The sequence below is a fragment of the Pseudoalteromonas aurantia genome (genome assembly GCF_005886875.1).
Taxonomy (GTDB): domain Bacteria; phylum Pseudomonadota; class Gammaproteobacteria; order Enterobacterales; family Alteromonadaceae; genus Pseudoalteromonas; species Pseudoalteromonas aurantia_A.
Window position 1 is genome coordinate 20,359 of sequence record NZ_PNBY01000010.1, and the last position, 14,223, is coordinate 34,581.

Annotated in this window: 15 protein-coding genes, 3 tRNA genes and 1 riboswitch; of the genes, 3 read left to right on the forward strand and 15 right to left on the reverse strand. The window is 43.2% G+C overall.

Annotated features, from left to right (window positions below; genetic code table 11):
• Positions 1-30 precede the first annotated feature (30 nt).
• The 7 genes from rpsR to orn form a co-directional block, all read right to left on the reverse strand.
• A complete protein-coding gene (rpsR, locus tag CWC18_RS01755; RefSeq protein ID WP_002962753.1) occupies positions 31-258 on the reverse strand; it encodes a 30S ribosomal protein S18 in 228 nt (75 codons plus the stop codon).
• Between the two features lie 10 nt (positions 259-268).
• Positions 269-571 carry a primosomal replication protein N gene (gene priB / locus CWC18_RS01760; protein WP_138674622.1) on the reverse strand — a complete coding sequence of 101 codons (303 nt, stop codon included), beginning with the start codon at positions 569-571 and terminating at the stop codon, positions 269-271.
• A gap of 60 nt (positions 572-631) precedes the next feature.
• A complete protein-coding gene (gene rpsF / locus CWC18_RS01765; RefSeq protein WP_138591187.1) occupies positions 632-973 on the reverse strand; it encodes a 30S ribosomal protein S6 in 342 nt (113 codons plus the stop codon).
• Between the two features lie 181 nt (positions 974-1,154).
• Positions 1,155-1,230, reverse strand: a tRNA-Gly gene (locus tag CWC18_RS01770).
• Between the two features lie 36 nt (positions 1,231-1,266).
• Positions 1,267-1,342, reverse strand: a tRNA-Gly gene (locus CWC18_RS01775).
• Positions 1,343-1,367: 25 nt separating this feature from the next.
• A tRNA-Gly gene (locus CWC18_RS01780) sits at positions 1,368-1,443 on the reverse strand.
• 104 nt (positions 1,444-1,547) lie between these two features.
• On the reverse strand, positions 1,548-2,093 hold the full coding sequence (gene orn / locus CWC18_RS01785; RefSeq protein ID WP_010365568.1) for an oligoribonuclease: 546 nt from the start codon (positions 2,091-2,093) through the stop codon (positions 1,548-1,550).
• Between the two features lie 204 nt (positions 2,094-2,297).
• Here orn and rsgA point away from each other — a divergent pair, with 204 nt between their 5' ends.
• Together rsgA and asd are read left to right on the forward strand one after the other, a co-directional pair.
• Positions 2,298-3,356 carry a small ribosomal subunit biogenesis GTPase RsgA gene (gene rsgA, locus CWC18_RS01790; RefSeq protein ID WP_138674605.1) on the forward strand — a complete coding sequence of 353 codons (1,059 nt, stop codon included), beginning with the start codon at positions 2,298-2,300 and terminating at the stop codon, positions 3,354-3,356.
• 51 nt (positions 3,357-3,407) lie between these two features.
• A complete protein-coding gene (gene asd / locus CWC18_RS01795) occupies positions 3,408-4,277 on the forward strand; it encodes an archaetidylserine decarboxylase (RefSeq protein ID WP_138592432.1) in 870 nt (289 codons plus the stop codon).
• A gap of 71 nt (positions 4,278-4,348) precedes the next feature.
• Here the strand turns inward: asd and CWC18_RS01800 are convergent, their stop codons facing one another.
• The 8 genes from CWC18_RS01800 to CWC18_RS01835 all read right to left on the reverse strand — a co-directional run bounded on the left by CWC18_RS01800 (position 4,349) and on the right by CWC18_RS01835 (position 11,950).
• Positions 4,349-5,137, reverse strand: coding sequence for a HesA/MoeB/ThiF family protein (locus CWC18_RS01800; protein ID WP_138674606.1), 789 nt, complete (start codon positions 5,135-5,137; stop codon positions 4,349-4,351).
• Positions 5,130-6,650: a thiamine phosphate synthase gene (gene thiE, locus CWC18_RS01805; RefSeq protein WP_138592434.1), complete on the reverse strand. Its 1,521-nt coding sequence runs from the start codon at positions 6,648-6,650 to the stop codon at positions 5,130-5,132. The genes CWC18_RS01800 and thiE overlap by 8 nt, the downstream gene beginning before the upstream one ends.
• A 58-nt stretch (positions 6,651-6,708) precedes the next feature.
• Positions 6,709-7,497, reverse strand: coding sequence for a thiazole synthase (locus CWC18_RS01810; protein WP_138592435.1), 789 nt, complete (start codon positions 7,495-7,497; stop codon positions 6,709-6,711).
• A gap of 3 nt (positions 7,498-7,500) precedes the next feature.
• The gene (gene thiS / locus CWC18_RS01815; protein ID WP_138592436.1) at positions 7,501-7,695 is read right to left on the reverse strand and encodes a sulfur carrier protein ThiS; all 195 of its coding nucleotides are present in this window, start codon (positions 7,693-7,695) and stop codon (positions 7,501-7,503) included.
• Positions 7,692-8,717, reverse strand: a complete 1,026-nt coding sequence (locus tag CWC18_RS01820; RefSeq protein ID WP_171041008.1) for an FAD-dependent oxidoreductase — start codon at positions 8,715-8,717, stop codon at positions 7,692-7,694. Before CWC18_RS01820 ends, thiS begins: the two co-directional genes overlap by 4 nt.
• A 119-nt stretch (positions 8,718-8,836) precedes the next feature.
• On the reverse strand, positions 8,837-10,789 hold the full coding sequence (thiC, locus tag CWC18_RS01825) for a phosphomethylpyrimidine synthase ThiC (RefSeq protein ID WP_138592438.1): 1,953 nt from the start codon (positions 10,787-10,789) through the stop codon (positions 8,837-8,839).
• Positions 10,790-10,924: 135 nt separating this feature from the next.
• A riboswitch (TPP riboswitch) is annotated at positions 10,925-11,025 on the reverse strand.
• Between the two features lie 29 nt (positions 11,026-11,054).
• The gene (locus CWC18_RS01830; RefSeq protein ID WP_138592439.1) at positions 11,055-11,465 is read right to left on the reverse strand and encodes an META domain-containing protein; all 411 of its coding nucleotides are present in this window, start codon (positions 11,463-11,465) and stop codon (positions 11,055-11,057) included.
• Between the two features lie 95 nt (positions 11,466-11,560).
• Positions 11,561-11,950, reverse strand: coding sequence for an acyl-CoA thioesterase (locus CWC18_RS01835; RefSeq protein ID WP_138592440.1), 390 nt, complete (start codon positions 11,948-11,950; stop codon positions 11,561-11,563).
• A gap of 117 nt (positions 11,951-12,067) precedes the next feature.
• Between CWC18_RS01835 and CWC18_RS01840 the strand changes: the two genes are divergently transcribed.
• The gene (locus CWC18_RS01840) at positions 12,068-14,152 is read left to right on the forward strand and encodes a TonB-dependent receptor (RefSeq protein WP_138592441.1); all 2,085 of its coding nucleotides are present in this window, start codon (positions 12,068-12,070) and stop codon (positions 14,150-14,152) included.
• The last annotated feature ends 71 nt before the right edge of the window (positions 14,153-14,223 follow it).

A 14,223-nucleotide genomic window follows, 5' to 3' on the forward strand; every position in this document is an offset into this window, starting at 1 on the left:
TACACCTTTTAAAAACTGTTAATCCGCTGCTTACTTATGTAAGTCAGTGTATGGAAGAAGGGCTAAGTAGCGAGCACGCTTGATAGCAGTTGCTAGCTGGCGCTGGTATTTAGCGCTAGTACCTGTAATACGGCTAGGTACGATTTTGCCACTTTCTGTTACATAGTTTCTAAGAGTAGCTAGATCTTTATAATCGATTTGTTGTACGCCTTCCGCTTTAAAACGGCAGAACTTACGACGTCTGAAATAACGTGCCATGAGTAATTCCTCAATTAATTCTTTCAATATGTTGTGCATGTAACACAAGTTGACTCAAACCACTTCGGCTTTCGTGACGGTTTAAAAAACCGCGGACTTGTATTGCCTGCCCAACGTATAAATGCTGAGTTTGATCCTGGAATGATCTCCCGCTAGCAACCACTTGAAGTCGAACATAACTATTACGGTTAAGATCAGCTTCAATTTGCATTGATTTATGTTCAAGAACAAAAATACAATGTGGAATACCTGCAGGACTTTGACTAAATTTGGGTGTTTTACAAATCATGCCCGAAAGCACATATTGATTTATATACAGGTCAGCCTGTTGTTGCACCGCAAACCCTCGGTCAATATCCAGAGTCAATAACGATTAAGCAGTAGCTGCTTCTTTTTTCTCTTCTCTTACAAGAGGAGATGCTTCAGTTACAGCAGTTTTAGTACGCATAACTAAGTTACGAAGTACTGCATCGTTGTAGCGGAAAGAAGTTTCAAGCTCGCTGATTACTTCAGTTGTTGCTTCAACGTTCATAAGAACATAGTGTGCTTTATGAAGCTTTTCGATTGGGTATGCCAATTGACGACGGCCCCAGTCTTCAAGACGGTGAATAGTACCACCAGCTTCAGTGATAGAACCAGTATAACGCTCGATCATACCAGGTACTTGCTCACTTTGATCTGGGTGAACCATGAATACGATTTCGTAATGACGCATGGATATTCCTTACGGTTAATATAGCCTTGTCCCGTTTCGGCCAGTCGGGGTAAGGCAAGGAACTAAATATGATAGCCGAAATGAGCGCGTATTTTACGCGTAGATTGAAAAATACGCAATAAGATTTTTTAGGAAATTAGGCAAAAAAAAAGGGAATATAAAACAATAAGATAAATAATAATGGAGCGGCACACGAGGCTCGAACTCGTGACCTCGACCTTGGCAAGGTCGCGCTCTACCAACTGAGCTAGTGCCGCATTGCAGATCTGATTCAGGTCAGATTGATATGAAATTGGAGCGGCACACGAGGCTCGAACTCGTGACCTCGACCTTGGCAAGGTCGCGCTCTACCAACTGAGCTAGTGCCGCATCACAATGTGTAAGTTAAAATGTTTGGAGCGGCACACGAGGCTCGAACTCGTGACCTCGACCTTGGCAAGGTCGCGCTCTACCAACTGAGCTAGTGCCGCTTCATAACTTACGCACTTAAGTCTGGTATAAAAAACCCCGCAAGGCTTCTTGTCTTAAGCGGGGCAGGATTCTACAAGATAAAAAAAGCTTTGCAAGCACTTTTTTACAGATTAAAGAATTTTTGTTGGTATACCTTTAATTCCATAATTGAATCTTTGATGTCATCCAAAGCAAGGTGTGAGCTTTTTTTCGTCACATCTTTCAATAACTCAGGCTTCCAACGTCGTGCTAACTCTTTCACTGTACTCACATCTAAATTTCGATAATGAAAATACGCTTCAAGTTCTGGCATATATTTATTTAAAAATCGACGATCTTGACCAATTGAATTACCACACATTGGTGATTTAGCTGGCGGTACCCATGCTTTCAAAAAATCTAATGTTTGTTTAATAGCATCTTCTTCAGTGAACTTGCTTGCTTTACAGCGCGCAGTTAACCCAGAACGGCCGTGCTGGTTTGTACACCACTCGTCCATACCATCAAGGAGCTCATCACTTTGATGAACCGCGATTACTGGCCCTTCAGCCAATATATTTAAGTCGCCATCAGTGATCACTGTGGCTATTTCTAGTATTTTATCTGTTTTTGGTTCTAACCCCGTCATTTCGAGATCAAGCCAAATCAAATTTGATTCATTAAAAGACATAAACTACCTTAGCGGTACTTTCCTTTAGATCCAGTGCAATAAGATATATCATATTAGCTTCATCAGTTGACCTAAAGCTTTTTTTTTAAAAGCGGGGCATTTAATTGAGTTATAGACCAATTACATGCGGCTCACAAAACAAACAGTACATTAATAGGCAAATTTAAACAAATTTCCTATTGTGAACGAAAGATCAAAGTGAACATGGCAAAACAAAAGAAACTTAGTAAAGGCCAATCCAGACGGATCAGCGCCAACCATCAAAAGCGTTTGCATAAAGCGAAACAGCAAAAAGCAGACACAACAGATACGACATGGCAGGCCGATAATTTAGGCCCGACCGAATCTGCTGTGGTACTCAGCCGTTTTGGTCAACATGCCGATATTGAAACGCACAATGGTGAAGTCTTACGCTGTAATATTCGCCGGACCGTATCAAACTTAGTCTGTGGTGACAAAGTGATATTTCGTCGCGCAAAAGTCAGCGAAGGTGATTTGGCCGGCGTAATTGAAGCAACAGAAGAGCGTCGTAGTCAACTCACTCGCCCCGACTTTTATGACGGCATTAAAGTCGTTGCAGCCAATATTGATCAAATATTAATGGTTTCTGCTGTCTTACCTGAGTTTACACCGCAAATTATCGACCGTTATTTAGTTGCCTGTGAAGATATGGGTATTGAGCCTATTTTAGTACTCAATAAAATTGATTTACTCGATGATGAAGGGCTACAGAACATCGAAGAAGTCCTCGATATTTATCGTGAGTTAGGATATAAAGTTTTGCTGGTGAGTAATAAATCAGAGCAAGGTATTGATGAACTAAAGCAGCAACTTGTAGATAAAAACAGTATCTTCGTTGGCCAATCCGGTGTGGGTAAGTCGACTTTGGTGAACACAGTTTTACCCAATGCAGATATTCTGACGAAACAAGTGTCTGAAAACAGCGGGCTAGGTCAGCACACCACCACAGTTTCTCGATTACATCATTTACCATCAGGCGGTAATCTCATTGATTCACCCGGTATTCGCGAATTTGGTTTATGGCACCTTGATGTCGAACGTGTGACTTTTTGTTTTAAAGAGTTTAGAGAGTATATCGGCGGATGCCGCTTTAGAGACTGTAAACATTTGAACGACCCAGGTTGCTTGTTAATTGAAGCGGTTGAGCAAGGAAAAATCAGCCAATTACGTTTTGATAGCTATCACCGCATACTTGAGTCTATGGCTGATGGCCGAGCAGGTGCTAGAGCACCACGTGTCTAAGCGCAAACGAAAAGTATGTTAGACTAATTCAAATTTTTTAGGAATCGTAAAGTGAACTTGGATAAATTTAAAATTGCCATGCAATATGCTATGCCGAAGCATGCCATATCACGCCTTGTCGGTAAACTTGCTGCAGCACAAGCGGGCGCATTAACCACTCAGTTAATTAAGCTTTTCATCAAGCAATACAAAATTAATATGCGTGAAGCGTTATATGAAGATCCCGCTCATTATAAAACCTTCAATGAATTTTTTACTCGCCCGTTAAAGCCGGGGATCCGCCCCCTTGCAGAAGATGAGCATATCGTTGCCCATCCGGTTGATGGTGCAATTAGCCAATTAGGCGATGTCGTTGATGGGCAAATTATTCAAGCTAAAGGCCACGATTACAGCCTACAAACCTTGCTTGGTGGTAAAGAAGAAGATGTTTCACCTTTTTTAGGGGGTAAATTTGCTTGTATTTACCTTGCTCCAAAAGATTACCACCGCATTCACATGCCGGTTGATGGCGTGCTAAAGCGCATGATTTATGTGCCTGGTGACTTATTTTCGGTCAACCCACTAACAGCACAAAATGTCCCAAATTTATTTGCTCGTAATGAACGCGTTGTGGCCATTTTTGATACTGCTATGGGCCCATTAGCCATGGTTTTGGTTGGCGCAACAATAGTCGCCAGTATTGAAACCATTTGGGCGGGCACAGTAACCCCCCCTGCTGGTAAAGACGTATTTAGCTGGGATTACCCTGAGAGTGGCACAAATGCCGTTCATTTGAAAAAAGGCGAAGAAATGGGTCGCTTTAAATTAGGCTCAACGGTTATTTTAGCTTGGGGTGCCAATGAAGCTGATTTCTTAGAAGGCGAGTTGCCTGAAACAACCACACGTATGGGTGCTCCATTTGCCCAAAAAGTGTCTGCTTAAAACTAGCTGTTCTTTATAAAAAAGCCTGCAAAACACAGGCTTTTTTTAATGATATCGTCAGCGCCCGATAGTCACCCACAATTGTGACATTCAGGGTCAACATGCAACTGAAATTCTCGTACAGAGAGCCCCATCGCCTCAACTTGCCGCATACCACTGCCGGATACGTGTCCAAGTAGCATATTCACCGCCAATAATGCCTGCATCGACCCGATCATGCCCAGTAAGGGCCCTAATACGCCAAAATTATCACAATTGAGTGGTGCGTCATAATCATTTTGAGGAAATACACATGCATAACATGCTGATGGTCGCCTAAAATCAAAATGCATCACTTGGCCTTGCGTACCAATTGCAGCACCTGATATCAAAATGGTCTGGTGCTTAGAACAAAAACGATTCAATAAATAACGCGTTTGATAATTATCACTACAATCTAGCACGACATCAGGAGAGCCGATATGCTGCATAATATTGTCTGCATCAATGCGCGCATTAATTGGCTGCACATCAATCTGGTTGTTCAAACTGGCCAACACTTTACTCGCCGATTTTGCTTTTCCCTGCCCTAAGTGATTTACCTTGTATAAAATTTGTCGCTGTAAATTAGATAAATCAACTTCGTCGTTATCAATAAAGGTTAATTTACCAATACCCGCTGCGGCCAAATACAGTAGAGCAGGACTCCCTAGCCCACCACAGCCGACAACACACACATGGGCATTCTTTAACGCCAACTGCCCCTCTAAACCCACTTCACTAAGCAGTAAATGCCGGCTGTAACGGATCTGCTCTTTCTCTGTTAATACCAACGGCTCATCATGTAAAGAAGAGAGAGTTCCAGTGCTAGATTCAGCCATTGATCATAACTTGTAATTGCGAGATAGCAGCTTCATAGTCATCTGCTTCAGTAATGGCTCGTACCACAGCAACACTCCCCACTCCAGTGTCGGCAACTTGTGCAGCACGCGTTAAATCTATTCCCCCAATTGCGACTGTCGGGTAGGTATCACGCATCAGCGGGACAAAATGCTGTAACTTCTCTAGGCCTTGAATTTGCCCTGTCATATCTTTGGTCGTTGTTGGGTAAATAGCACCAAACGCTAAATAGCTTGGCCGATAGTTATGCGCACGAACCATTTCATAAAAGCCATGTGTTGAGACGCCTAAACACAGTCCAGCGGACTGAATGGCTGCTAAATTGGCTTTATCTAAATCCTCTTGGCCCAAATGTACACCATATGCGCCGTGCTGAATAGCTAACTGCCAATGATCATTAATAAAGACACGCCCTTGGTATTTTTTGCCTAAGGTAATCGCCGTTTCAATATCCTGTTCTAAGGTCGGCGACTGAGCGTTTTTAACGCGTAACTGTACTGTTGGTACACCCGCAGCCAAACACTTTTCAACCCAATCGAGCGTATCAACGACAGCATATAAGCCTAATTCTCCTCCGGTACTGGCAAACCCGGCTGAAAAGTTAAATTCAGAGGGTGTTTCCAACTCAAGTTCATCGCCTAGCCAGCTTCCGGCTTCTATTACTTGCGGAAAGTACTGTAACTCTTCAGGAAAAGACGTATGAGCAACAGGCCCTATTCCTTCACCATAGCGCCTACTAATATTTAATCCCTTGTTAATATAGGCTTTACCCAAAATAAATGCATCTTTAAGTGGGTAGCCTTTGGCTAAGCAAGCGGCAATAACAGACGAGAGACTACACCCTGTACCATGAGTATGCGGCGTCACAACGGCTTCATTACCTAACCAATATGCTTCTTGCTCAGCTGACAAAGCAAAATCGACACAATACCCTTTGGGAAAGTCCCAATGCCCCCCTTTTATAACAACCGCTTTAGCCCCAAAAGACTGTAACTTTTGTGCCGCTTCTTTTACCGCACTGGGGCCAATTAAATACACGCCTGTCAGAAGCTGCGTTTCATGGGTGTTAGGTGTGATCACATCAACCAAAGGCAATAAGTGGGTTTTCAGTGCATCAACCGTATCTTCTTCTGTTAGTAAATCACCACTGGTGGCGATTGCCACCGGATCATAAACAACAACTGGTGGCTCTGACCATGTTTGCTTATAATGCCTTAAATGCTCAGCAACCAATTGAATCTGCTGAACGTTTACCAGCATACCAATTTTAATCACTTTGGCTGGCATATCGTGAATAAGCGCTTGTAGCTGAGACTCAATGACATCCGTTGACATGGCGTTTAGTGCTTCTACCCCTAAGCTATTTTGCGCCGTTAGCGCTGTTATCACAGTACAAGCATGCACATTAAAGCTTTGCATTGCTTTTATATCCGCTTGAATACCTGCTCCACCGCCCGAATCCGATCCAGCGATACTCCATACAACATCAGCCACAAAGACTCCTTAAAATTTATTCACATTCAATGTTTATAGTCTCACGTTTAAACCGAAACTATTGGTGCCAAAATGGCATTCCCATTGTTGGGGTTGAAGGTACTGCCACCTCTTTTTCTGGCATCGCTTGTGCCACATAAGCTGCACGCCCGGCACTCACAGCATGCGAAAAGGCAGTCGCCATCAATACAGGACAGCCCGCCCCAGCAATCGCTGAGTTTAATAGCACCGCATCGTACCCCATTTCTAACGCTTGGCAAGCGTGTGATGGCAAACCGAGTCCGGCATCCACAATCAATGTCATGTCAGGTAACCGCTCACGAATGGTTGTTAAGTTATAGGGGTTTAATAGCCCTTTACCTGTGCCAATAGGCGCCCCCCATGGCATCAATACTTCACAACCTAATGTAGCCAAGCGTTGGCATAAAACCAGGTCATCGGTGCAATAAGGTAAAACCTTAAAACCATCATTTAACAATATTTCAGTCGCTTCTAATAAAGCAATTGGATCGGGCTGTAGATTATATTCGTCGCCGATCAATTCTAATTTGATCCAATCAGTGGCAAACACTTCGCGGCACATCTTCGCCAAGGTCACGACTTCTTTTACACTGTGGCACCCTGCGGTATTAGGCAACACGGTCAACCCTGTATCTTTGATCAACTGCCAAAAATCCTCTCCGGCAGCAACCGAATTTTGTCGACGTAATGACACAGTCACTATTTGCGAACCAGCCGCTACAATTGACTGCTGCATAATTTTGGGTGATGGATACAGCGCAGAGCCTATCAGTAAACGATTAGAGAATGTTTCTCCATAAATAGTTAAAGGGGTATTTTCACGCATACATCACCCACCTTGGATCGGAGAAAGTAGATCAATCCTATCTCCCACTTTTAATTCTGTGTCAGCACACTGGCTACGCGGTACAAATTCTCCATTAACCGCCACAGCAAAAGGTTCTTTCGCCCCTTTAGCCACAATAAATTCTCGTAAGTTTGGCGTATTCAATTGTGTTGTTTCGCCATTAAAAACTACATTCATAACAACCCTTTACTAAGTGCTTCAGAAACCACAGCAGGCGCAAGTAAATAACCATGACGGTAAAGCCCATTGATACGGATCACATTCCCATTGCGTTCAACGCGCGGCCTATTATCACTGAATGCAGGCCTTAAACCTGCGTTCATTGCCATTACTCTGGCCTCAGCAAAGCCACTGTGAACGGTATAAGCAGCAGACAGTAATTCTAAGGTAGAGCGTACGGTAATCGGGCCATTATCTTGTGATTCAATCTCGGTTGCCCCTATTACAAACTCATGATTTGGTTTAGGTGCAATATAAATTGGATAGCGCGGGTGCATTAATCTCACAGGTCTATTAAGCTCAACTTCTGGCGCATAGACCCGTGCCACTTCGCCTCTAACACCACGCAGATCTGACGACTCAGTTTGTGCACCAAGCCCACGACAATCAATCACCCAATCAAACTGATGCCCATCAATAAGCACAGGCTCACTTGGCGTTGTTGAAAGCTCAATCTTATGATTAAAATTAAATTGCACATCGCTGTTTTGCAAATAAGCAAAACTCGACCGATAAAAAGCTAGGTTATCTAGTTGACCTTCGCAAGATAAATACAAACCTTGATGAAAGCGCCCCTCTAACTCTGGCTCTAAGTCATGAATTTGCGCACTGCCCACAGTATACGCAGTGTGGCCTTCCAAGGGCTTTAAACGCTGAGAAAAGCTATTCAGATCCCCCTTATCTTGTGTATGCGCTACAACCAATGTGCCTGCTTGTTGAAAAAAAACAGGATCGGGTAGTTTTGCCAACAAACTCGGCCACATCGCCATTGATTGAAGGCCTAATTGCGCTAAATCCGCTTCACAAATGACTGACTCTGCCAATGGTGCCAACATCGCTGCCGCTAATGCTCCAGCACTATTACTTGCATGTTCATCACTGGCTTCATAAACATTAAGGTGTGCTTTATCATGCAACATCAGCGCAGTAACACGCCCCAACAGCCCAAACCCTAGAATCGCGACTTTTGGTTTGTTCATCAAAATGCCTTATTTATACGTGACTGTGGTATACCGTAGGCAAGTTAGCACATTACATGTACTCGCTTGCCATTGGTTAATAATGAGGAGGTGTGACTCCTCACCTCAAGCGCTTCACATTAGACAGCTTTATGATAAATCTCTGAGCCGGTACTTTTAAACTCTTCTGATTTAGCTTTCATTTCAGCCTCCACGTCCACCATTTTTATTTCAATGGCGTCACCCACGTTATTTGGGTCAATACCTCGTGACTCTAAATCTTTAGCGTAATCTCGCACTTCTTGGGTAATTTTCATTGAACAGAACTTAGGTCCACACATAGAACAAAAGTGTGCAACTTTGCCAGATTCTTGTGGCAAGGTTTCATCATGATATTCACGTGCACGATCTGGGTCTAAACCTAGGTTAAACTGATCATACCAACGGAACTCAAAACGCGCTTTCGATAAGGCATTATCGCGCACTTGTGCACCAGGGTGACCTTTTGCCAAATCCGCCGCATGTGCTGCGATCTTGTAGGTGATCAAACCTTCTTTGACATCTTCTTTATTCGGTAAGCCTAGGTGCTCTTTTGGTGTTACATAACATAACATCGCACAACCATACCAAGCGATTTGTGCAGCACCAATCCCTGAGGTAAAGTGGTCATAACCAGGTGCAATATCCGTGGTCAAAGGGCCTAAGGTATAAAATGGGGCTTCATGACAGTGCTCTAACTGCTCTTTCATGTTTTCTTCAATCATGTGCATTGGTACGTGACCTGGCCCTTCAATAAACACCTGTACGTCATGTTTCCAAGCCAATTGAGTCAGCTCACCCAATGTCCGTAGCTCTGAAAATTGTGCATCATCGTTAGCATCAGCAATCGAACCTGGACGCAAACCATCACCTAAAGAAAAACACACATCATACTGCTTCATAATTTCACAGATATCTTCAAAGTGGGTGTATAAGAAGTTTTCTTTGTGATGCGCTAAACACCACTTCGCCATGATAGAGCCACCACGTGACACGATCCCCGTCACACGCTTTGCCGTCATTGGGACATAACGCAACAATACGCCCGCATGAATCGTAAAGTAATCCACACCCTGCTCTGCTTGTTCAATCAAAGTGTCACGGAAAATTTCCCACGTAAGATCTTCTGCAACACCATTGACTTTTTCCAGCGCCTGGTAGATAGGTACGGTCCCGATTGGTACAGGTGAATTACGTACAACCCATTCACGTGTTTCATGGATATAGCGCCCTGTAGAGAGATCCATCACCGTATCTGCGCCCCAACGCGTAGACCAAACTAGCTTTTCAACTTCTTCTTCAATTGATGAAGTTACCGAAGAATTACCTATATTGGCGTTTACTTTAACCAAAAAGTTACGGCCAACAATCATCGGCTCTGATTCAGGGTGATTGATGTTATTTGGCAAAATAGCACGACCACGCGCTATTTCATCGCGAACAAATTCAGGGGTAATAAACTCAGGAATTGACGCACCGAACGAGTTGCCTTTGTGCTGTTCAGCCAAAATCTCTTCACGTAGTTTTGCACGGCCCATGTTCTCGCGGATCGCAACATATTCCATTTCAGGCGTCACTATGCCTTGTCGTGCATAGTACATCTGTGTGACGTTTTTACCCGGCTTTGCACAGCGAATTTTTGGCAAATGCTCAAAGCGTAAGTGATCAAGCCCTTCATCAGCCATACGCTGCTGTGAGAACTGTGAAGTCACTGACTCGAGCCACTGTGTATCTTCACGCGCGTCTATCCAAGCTTGCCTAAACTTTGGTAGTCCCTCTCGCACATTTAATTCAAAATCTGGATCTGTGTAAGGGCCTGACGTGTCATACACTCGAATTGGCTCATTTTTTTCATACACAGGGTTTTCTTCTGTGCCGCCAACAAAACTATCTGTTTGAGTGATTTCACGCATACCAACGCGCACACCAGGTGCATCGCCATCAACGTATACTTTGTGAGAACTAGGAAAAGGTTGGCCGGTTAAGTTGTAAATATACTCAGATGCTGCTGCACGAGTTTCACGACGGGACGGCTTGCTACTATTGTTTGACATGACTTGCCTCATTATTAGTTAAGGTGTCTTGTCAGAACTCCAATAAAGGAGCGAGATGAGGTTGCCCTCAGAAGATCTAAATTACAACACTTAAACAATGTGATAATTTATGGCAGCCTACAAACAGTACGTTTGTAATTTAGGCAGCTTGTTCCCTACGCAGGTGTTAGCCTGATCAGGTTCACGGATCCCGCACGAATGCGATCTCAGCCCAAAGGGCACTCCGACAAGTAACGAATTAGAATTGAGTCTACTTAAGATGTGCTCAGCCTGCAACTGAAATGATAGATTTAAACGTTAAACGTGGCTGTCCACTAAAAATCAATGTGCCCTTTTCTATTTTTGCAGGTACACCAATTTCTAGCATATTCAATAGCATTTGCTCAACCTTGTTCACGGGTTCATCACACAACTTTCTGGTCATGCCCATGTCACGCACAAAGAGTTGGCCCTCTTCGATTTTGCCCAAACCAAAGAAACGATTACACCCCGAAAATCCGTTTACTTGCATTGCTTCAATAAAGCGTAAAGATACAGACGAGTCGACAATAACATCTTGCCCTATATGCGTAAGCTGCCACTGTGTATATTTTAGTTGCTCACGATTTACAGTCCCCGTTAATGAACATCCAACCAAAAAAGCGCCCAATGCGCATAAAAACATGCTGATTTTCATGGTAAACCAAATAAAATTGAATTACGTCAATTATACACCGATATCAGATGCTAATGATGGAAAAAACCGACTTTTTCTCACTAAAACACTTAACGTTAATCAAAAAGGCAGCTTATTTCCTCTGCTAGGTACGGTCGACTGTGTTTATTCACCGACGTCCAGGTGATCACCGCGTTAAGCATCAATTTGCCATCTGCTTTGCGCACAATTTTCTGTAAAAAATGAGATTTTAATTTACTCACACGTTCCGCCTTTACCTCAACAGAAAATATGTCTCCGGGTTTTAGTGAGCTTTTATAATCAACCTCAGACCGGATCACGACTAAGTTAACATTACGGGCAGCCAGCTCAGCAAAGTCCACCCCTTTAGACAGTAAAAATTCATGTCGAGCATGCTCTAAATAATTAAAGTACACACTGTTGTTCACTATTCCCTGTAAATCACACTCATAATCACGTACTTTTAAATCTACCGAAAATGTCACTGTCGACCTCCAAAATAGCTATTTCCGCATTTTATAGCATATTTCTAGATGATAATGATTCTAAGTTGCTAGTCATTTGCTAAAATGTGGCCAATTAACACGGAACCACTTAAAAATATGAATAAGCTAAAACTCTCTTGCCTTGCTACAGCATTACTCGGATTAATTTCACAGCCTGCTTTTGCTGATGATAAATCTATCGAAACAATCGAAGTCACAGGTGACTTTCATAAAGAACGCATACTTACACTCAGTGCCAGTGCGTCGGTATTTGATCAAAAAACCGTAAACGCACGGGGGGCAGCATATTTAGATGAAATTCTCAATAACGCAGCCAATGTGAACTTTACCGCAGGCGCATCTCGTGGCCGCTTTATTCAGATCCGCGGTGTCGGCTTACGCTCTCAATTTGTTGACCCCATCACTCCGAGTGTTGGTCTGTTGATTGATGGCATTAATTATTCAGGGCTTGGTGGTAGTGCACTATTATTTGATATTGATCAAGTAGCTATATATCGTGGCCCTCAAGGTACACGTTTTGGCGCTGACGCCATGGCAGGCATGATTGACATGCAATCAAATATGCCAACGACAGAGCATGCGCTAAATCTAAAGTTAGGCGCAAGCAATTATAATGGTAAAGAAGCTGGAATAGCCGCGGGCACAGCGATTAGCGATGATACTTCAGCTAGAGCTAGCTTTTTCAAGAAACGCTCAGACGGCTATGTTGAAACGCTCTATGCTAACGACCCAACCAACCAACAAGATGAACAAGTGGCGCGTTTAAAAGTTCACACGCTCTGGAGTGATACTCTAAAGACAGAACTGGTTGCACACAACATCGACATTGATAACGGCTATGATGGTTTCACACTCGATAACAGCCGTAATAGTGTGGCCGATGCACCAGGAAAAGATAACCAGAAAAGTAATGCCGTCGCACTGAGTGCACAATATAGTGGCAGCGAACTGTTTAATTTAGACATTACTACCACGCATTTAAATGCTGACACGCTCTACAGTTATGATGAAGATTGGGTCTGTAATGATACAGCACAACCAATATTATGCGCACCAGGCCTGCACCCATACAGTTATACCTCAAAAGACAGCTACGCTCGCGATCATCAGCGCGGTACCTTTGAATTTAAACTATCAGGTAAAAATAATGATTGGGTAACAGGGTTATTTGCACAACGTCGAGACGTAGATCTTACCCGAGTATATACATATAACGATAACCCTTTTAACTCTCATAATAGTGTGAGTCAAATTGCGTTATATGGCCAAAAGATCACAGCCATTGCTGGCAACCTGTCACTGATCACGGGTATTCGTGCAGAGCGCTATAGTACAGATTACTTTGATAATAATCAGATCACCAATAAAGCCGATGACACCATGTGGGGCGCAAAGGTCGCACTAGAATACCAAGTGGTACCACGTACCATGATTTACACTAGTTTATCACGTGGTTATAAAATCGGGGGAGTCAATGGCGAAGCGCTTGCTAAGGCAAATGACGAAGGGTTAAGTATTCCCGCAGACAACTTTACGTTTGCACCTGAATACCTTTGGAATACAGAGTTTGGCGTAAAAGGACAATCTGAAGATAAGCGTCATATATTAAGCTTAAGTGCATTTTATATGCATCGTGATGACATGCAACTCAAAGCATGGCAAGTACAAGATCAGCAATTTACCGGCTATATTGCCAATGCAAGTCAAGGACGTAATTACGGTTTAGAGCTAGAAGGTAGCTTGCAATACACTGACAGCTTAAGCTTTACCTATAGTGCCAGTTATCTTGATACGAAAATTGAAGACTTTGTGACGCAAAGCGGCATAGATCAAAATGGTAGAGAGCAGGCGCAAGCGCCACGGTATCAATATGCCATTCGAGCTAACTATTTCTTTAGCGATAACCTAGAAGGTCAAATTGGTATCGAAGGTAAAGATGACTATTATCACTCAGATAGTCACAATGCCCAAGCTGATAGCCAAAACTTACTCAATGCAAGTCTCAGTTATTATGGTGAGAATTGGACACTGACTGCATGGGGGCGCAACTTAGCAGACCGGGATGTCCCGGTAAGAGGATTTAGGTTTGGTAATAATGCATTAAAGGATTATACAACTGAAACGTTTGTACAATATGGCGAACCGCGTGTTGCAGGGCTAACCTTTAGCTACCAACTGTAAAGTTACAATAAAAAAGCGCTCTATCTAATGAGCGCTTTTTCTATGAATCACACAGTGAGTCCGTACCTAAC